The organism is Anaplasma phagocytophilum, assembly GCF_023476575.1.
Classification (GTDB): Bacteria; Pseudomonadota; Alphaproteobacteria; order Rickettsiales; family Anaplasmataceae; genus Anaplasma; species Anaplasma phagocytophilum_A.
Genome location: NZ_JAHLEX010000022.1, coordinates 1 through 5262, shown reverse-complemented (window position 1 = coordinate 5262; position 5262 = coordinate 1). Strand labels below are relative to the sequence as shown.

The following is a 5262-nucleotide window of genomic DNA, read 5'->3' as shown; positions in this document are numbered from 1 at the left end:
ATTGGAGGATGGCAGACCTGCGAGATCTGTAGCGGATGTTGCTCCTCATGAACTTAAGCACTTGCAGCTTTTAACTAGCAAGCCCGTTATGTACGTATGTAATGTGGAAGAAACTAATGCAGCTACGCAAGAAATATTAGATATCTATCTCTTTTCTTCTTTGCTGATATGGCGCAATATTTAGGAGAACATTGCATTCATGGCAAAGCATTTCGTATAGGATATCATTCCTGGAAGCATGGTTATTAAAAGCACTTCTGCATAGTATTATTGTTACAGCATGAAAGCCTGCAACACCCACCGTAAGACACATGTGTGTACTTATACCACGCAATGCAGAGCTTTCACCCACTAAGAATATGCTGTATCACAACGTCTATAAAAAGAATTGTTCAGTATACAGGGCTAACATAGGGCATGCACAAGGAAGTGATGCCTTGTTTTAGAAAGATCTGGGTAATACTACAAAAACACCCTCCTTTCTTAATCTTGCTTATTATACACAGCAGAGAAGGAGCATATACAGTATATCTACTAGCTAAGGAGTTAGCTTATGATGTAGTGTCTCTCGTTTACAAATGAGTTTAATATGCGAGGAGACTGAGTAACTACGCTCCTCCGAATATCTAAAAGCAGTCTCTAGGTATGTTTTGTCTCGTAATCTTTCGATTTCATATCTGGTTTATGTATAGGGTGCTCTTATTAGATAAGGTAAGGACATTGTTCACTTTGCTAAGGCTGTTGAAATCTCTTACCCTAACATCGATAGTAGGGTTTGTGTGACAAAGCGGAAGGATGGTGATACTACGAACAGGTTTGCAAAGTATATAGTTGGTGCGGGTGATAGTAGCAATGCTGGTACATCATTGTGTGGTGGCAAGAACCAAAAGGGTTCGGACACCGACACAGGGGTGGCGAAGGCACAGGCTCTGCATGACTTTGTTTCTAACACATTGAGTGATGGTACTAAGAACTGGCCTACGTCGAGTGAAACGTCTAAATCGAATAACGACAACGCTACAGCCTTAGCAAAAGACCTCGTAAAGGAACTCACTCCTGAAGAAAAAACAATAGTGGCTGGGTTACTAGCTAAAACTATTGAAGGTGGAGAAGTTGTTGAGATTAGGGCGGTTTCCTCTACTTCAGTTATGGTTAATGCTTGTTATGATCTTCTTAGTGAGGGAATATCTAAAATGTTCAAAACCTCATCAGTTGCTTAGATATTGAAAACAAAATGCGATAATGCTTGTCAGCACGATCATGATATCTCTTGAAGCTCTGAAGTGCGCTTATTTAGTTTAACATGTGGTAAAGCTTTGCCAGTTCTTTACCACATGTTCTCCATCAGTTAATTGAAAGCAAATCTTGCTCCTATGTTAAAGCCGTAACTAGCTATATTTGCCTTTACCTTGGCTGCAGCACCACCTGCTATGTTTACACGGTTACTTGCGGGAATACCTGTATACTGTTCATCGAAAATTCCGTGGTAAAAACCTCCGGCTATTAAAGATATTTCAGGGGTAAGTTTGTAACTTACGCCTACCTTTCCTCTGTAAGCTAACTTGCTTGTAACGTGGTCGGCGATATTAATAAAACTCGCCCCTAACCCGGCACACATGTAAGGAGATACAGGCAAGTCAGTATGCATAACGTCGTAACAAGCGTTAAGCATTACAGATATATCTTTGACGCTGTCTATTTTCATTACAAAGAAGTTATCCGGAGTTAATATCGCATCACGGCCCACAGCAACAAAGTTATGCGCCTCTACATGCTTGTAGTCACTGTCAGCAAGTGTTTCAAACTTTTTATATCCAACTTCCACTTCCACTCTAGCTCCACCAATAGCATAGCCAGTTGCACCGTCAAAAGATGTTAGTAAACTCTTAGCAAACTTGAATGAGGGAGCATTTTGCGTGAAGCTGATAGGATCTGAAACATTCAACGTGCTCAAATTCTTGTTATAACCTTTTACGTAAGATCCTCCCCTGTCAGACTCACTAATATCAAATGAAGATATAGAAGGGAATGACGGACTATAGCTCCCACTTACGTAAAATCTGCCATTCATAACACCGCTAACATCAGACGCATCATTATTGCCTGAGTACGCAAATGAGGATCCACTAATTAAAAGGGAGCAAGCACATACTGCGGCCGCAGATAGGCTCCCTACAAGCAATTCTCTGTAATTCATAGTAATCCTTTTGATTAATCATAAAAAATACCCTGGAGTTTAACATATAAACCGATGATGTGAAAGGCTCATGGATTAAATTCCTAAAATTTTATAGTATCTTAAGTATATTTCATAACTTCAATTGTGAGTATATTCCGCAAGCATACGGAACAACACCTAAGCTTTTTTCCTGATTTATCTCATAATACATTCCTATAAAATAAACATGATACTTGGTAATGAAAACTCACTCGGTAAACATAGCACAGGTACTCTAGATATGAGCCTTGTAGCCTATGGTGCACACTTTTGATCAGATAATTTATATGAAGATACCAATGTATCCTGTAATGGAGCGCAAGATCACTGAATGAGAAGCAGCTTGAGATTATCCGCTCACTATCTACAGCGCTATTAGAACTAACTCTATATTCTGAACAACTTTACAGTACTGCAGTTATATTTAGAGGTCGTACAGGTGAAACTTCACAACATGTCAGAAATAACCATCACAAGGTTGATTGATTCCAGCGGAAGGGGTATAACTCGTCTCAGGTCCTTATGAAGTCAGAAGAAAGCACACTAATTTCTCAACAACGTAAGGTCATTACCCTTATTCTGAAATGATATCCTAGATATCTTATTCTGGTATAAACCAGGGGCCTGATAATAGCACCCAAAGTCTAATATATTAGATTACTGTAACGTACTTCCACGGCACTGACTCTATGTCCAATCTACTACTCCTAAGATAACAATGCTAGATATGGAGATACGAATCTTTCAACAACTTCACCCCCTTCAATAGTTTTAGCTAGTAACCCAGCCACTATGGTTTTTTCTTCGGGGGTGAGTTCCTTTACTAGGTCTTTTGCTACAGCGGTGGCGTTGCTATTAGTAGGGCCCATCTTAGCACCTCCAGATGCCCCAGCCTGACCCGTAGGCCAGTTTTTACCCTCACCTATTCCCGTAAGGCTTACAAACTTATTCAAAGCACCATGTCCTCCCGTCGCTCCACTAGTCCCAAAGCCACTGCACTGAGCTGTTTTAGTGTTCGTATCCCCCGGCGCTGCATCGTACGTTGTCGCCTGTCCGCCAGTGGAAATCGCCGCATGCTTTCCACTACAAACCTTGGTATCGATGATAGGGTGAGAGATTTCAACAGCCTTAGCAAAGTGAACAATGTCCTTACCTTATCTAATAATAGATCCTTGTTGCTAGTCTTGTCCGAGCAAACAAAAAGGTGAAAAAGCTTAACTTGGCTTTTATACTTACCGCCGAATCTGCTGCACGCCTAGTATTAGAGAATACATTAAATATCGGAACATGGATTCCTGTGACGAGTCAGAAAGTTTACACTGTACCTCAGCTTCATGTAACCTACGCAAGATTAATTGTACCATTTGATAGGGAACAGAAGAAACATGTTTCTTGAACTGAGCCACAAGTCGAAAAAATATGGGAGGCTGGACGGATTTTACTGCTGTATTAACATCGCATCCACTTCTAACTTTCCTTAGCAAGTACTCTAACGTCATAAAGTATTTTATGCTTGACCTTATTATAAATACTGCAGCAATCTTGTTTTGCATGAGTGCATCAGCGGCTCTAATAAAGCTCTTTAAATTACCGTCGGCTATCGCAACACAGATATCGTCAAGTGCAGGGTCAAAGTCCGCAGCATAGCTCTCCTTAAGATCTTCTATGGATAGATTTCTTTTCGGGCCCAGATACAGTAGTAATTTTTCCAACTCAGGTTGTATGCAAGCATTGCTTGTCTGTAGCAAGTTGCAGAAAAGAGAGAACGTCTCAGTATTATAAGTAACCTGATTTTCAGCGAGAAACTCTGCTACTATATTATTGATGTTATCTTCCTTGTAACAAGCAATGGCTGCGTACGTTACATGATTGTTGTAATATATTCGGAGCGAAGACGTGCTAGACAGTTCTTTAGCCTGCACTATTACGTAGCAGTGACAGGTATTTAAATTATCTACAGCGGTTTTTAAATCAGGATTCAAGGAATCTTTTGCATCGGTGAGTATCACCAAAGACTTTTGATGGAACATGGGCACAGTTGATAAATCTACAAATAATTGCTCAGGTTCCTTGCTGACGTGCGAGAATTCTGCACGCAATACTGAAAATTCTTCTTTGCGTGTAAGAAGATTTATGATTTTTTGTGTGTAATGGCTTATTCTACTGTAATCATTACCATGCAGCAATACGCTGCCATAAGCCCCAGGATTACTAAAAAAGTCCTTCAGTTTTGATGTAGTGACTTTCACGCAACTCTTCTCCGGTGATTTTCCTAAGACCCATAAAATGATATTGGTATTGTGACATTGAGTGAAGAGAAAAATAGACGCATACCTAAAAAGTATATCTTGCTGCTGCTCTTGAGTGAGATTTCTAGCCGTAGTATCGATAGCAAGGTCTATAGTACGAAGCCTGGTAACAGCAATCAAGATCGGAGGCTATATGCCTATACTACCCGTCATAGGTCAAGTAATGATGGAACATCGTTCTGTGCTGTGGTGATAGCTGACGAAGCAGTGGAGCGGGCTGGGCTTCACCACAAGTATTTAGGGACTTTGTACGTGAAACGCTAGAAAGAGATGGTAGTAAGAATTGGCTCACTTCATCGGCTGCAAGTATTGGGACCCCCTATGACCGTTAGAAACTACAATACCACGGCTGTAGCGAAAGACCTAGTAACTGATATCTTACAGTTTCCTGAGACGTTAGGAAGTTACTCTTACTAAAACCTCATCGTAAAGATATCACCTCAATACTTTAAGATATCTTTCAGTTTCGAAAACACTAGTGAGTGTGCTCTCTAATCTGTCATTCACTACAGTTATTATTTAAGGTAGGAATACTGGAATACAGAGCAGAGTTTAGCAAGATAAGAGATTTTAGTATAAGGGAGAGTAACGGAGAGACTAGGGCAGTATATCCATACTTAAAGGATGGTAAGAGTGTCAAACTTGAGTCTAACAAGTTTGACTGGAATACACCCGATCCTCGGATTGGGTTTAAGGACAACATGCTTGTAGCTATGGAAGGTAGTGTTGGTTATG

General features: G+C 40.4%; 7 protein-coding genes and 1 pseudogene. 4 read left to right on the top strand and 4 right to left on the bottom strand.

The window, feature by feature from the left end:
* Both KPX09_RS01955 and KPX09_RS01950 read left to right on the top strand, forming a co-directional pair.
* Nucleotides 1-184: pseudogene (locus tag KPX09_RS01955) on the top strand (hypothetical protein); the annotation flags it as partial.
* 595 nt (nt 185-779) lie between these two features.
* Complete coding sequence (locus KPX09_RS01950; protein WP_346017230.1) at nt 780-1220, top strand: P44/Msp2 family outer membrane protein; 441 nt, start codon at nt 780-782, stop codon at nt 1218-1220.
* 128 nt (nt 1221-1348) lie between these two features.
* Here the strand turns inward: KPX09_RS01950 and KPX09_RS01945 are convergent, their stop codons facing one another.
* From KPX09_RS01945 to holA, 4 genes are all read right to left on the bottom strand, one after another.
* A complete protein-coding gene (locus KPX09_RS01945) occupies nt 1349-2197 on the bottom strand; it encodes a P44/Msp2 family outer membrane protein (protein ID WP_249548716.1) in 849 nt (282 codons plus the stop codon).
* 728 nt (nt 2198-2925) lie between these two features.
* Nucleotides 2926-3171, bottom strand: a complete 246-nt coding sequence (locus tag KPX09_RS01940; protein WP_249548715.1) for a hypothetical protein — start codon at nt 3169-3171, stop codon at nt 2926-2928.
* Nucleotides 3168-3362: a hypothetical protein gene (locus KPX09_RS01935; protein ID WP_249548714.1), complete on the bottom strand. Its 195-nt coding sequence runs from the start codon at nt 3360-3362 to the stop codon at nt 3168-3170. Before KPX09_RS01935 ends, KPX09_RS01940 begins: the two co-directional genes overlap by 4 nt.
* Nucleotides 3363-3450: 88 nt before the next feature.
* Nucleotides 3451-4467: a DNA polymerase III subunit delta gene (gene holA, locus KPX09_RS01930; protein ID WP_249548713.1), complete on the bottom strand. Its 1017-nt coding sequence runs from the start codon at nt 4465-4467 to the stop codon at nt 3451-3453.
* A gap of 51 nt (nt 4468-4518) precedes the next feature.
* On the opposite strand from holA, the gene KPX09_RS01925 reads away from it, so the two are divergent.
* Both KPX09_RS01925 and KPX09_RS01920 read left to right on the top strand, forming a co-directional pair.
* Nucleotides 4519-4791, top strand: coding sequence for a hypothetical protein (locus KPX09_RS01925; protein WP_249548712.1), 273 nt, complete (start codon nt 4519-4521; stop codon nt 4789-4791).
* Between the two features lie 218 nt (nt 4792-5009).
* Nucleotides 5010-5262, top strand: a 253-nt coding sequence (locus tag KPX09_RS01920; protein WP_410518474.1) for a P44/Msp2 family outer membrane protein, incomplete at its 3' end; no start/stop codon positions are given.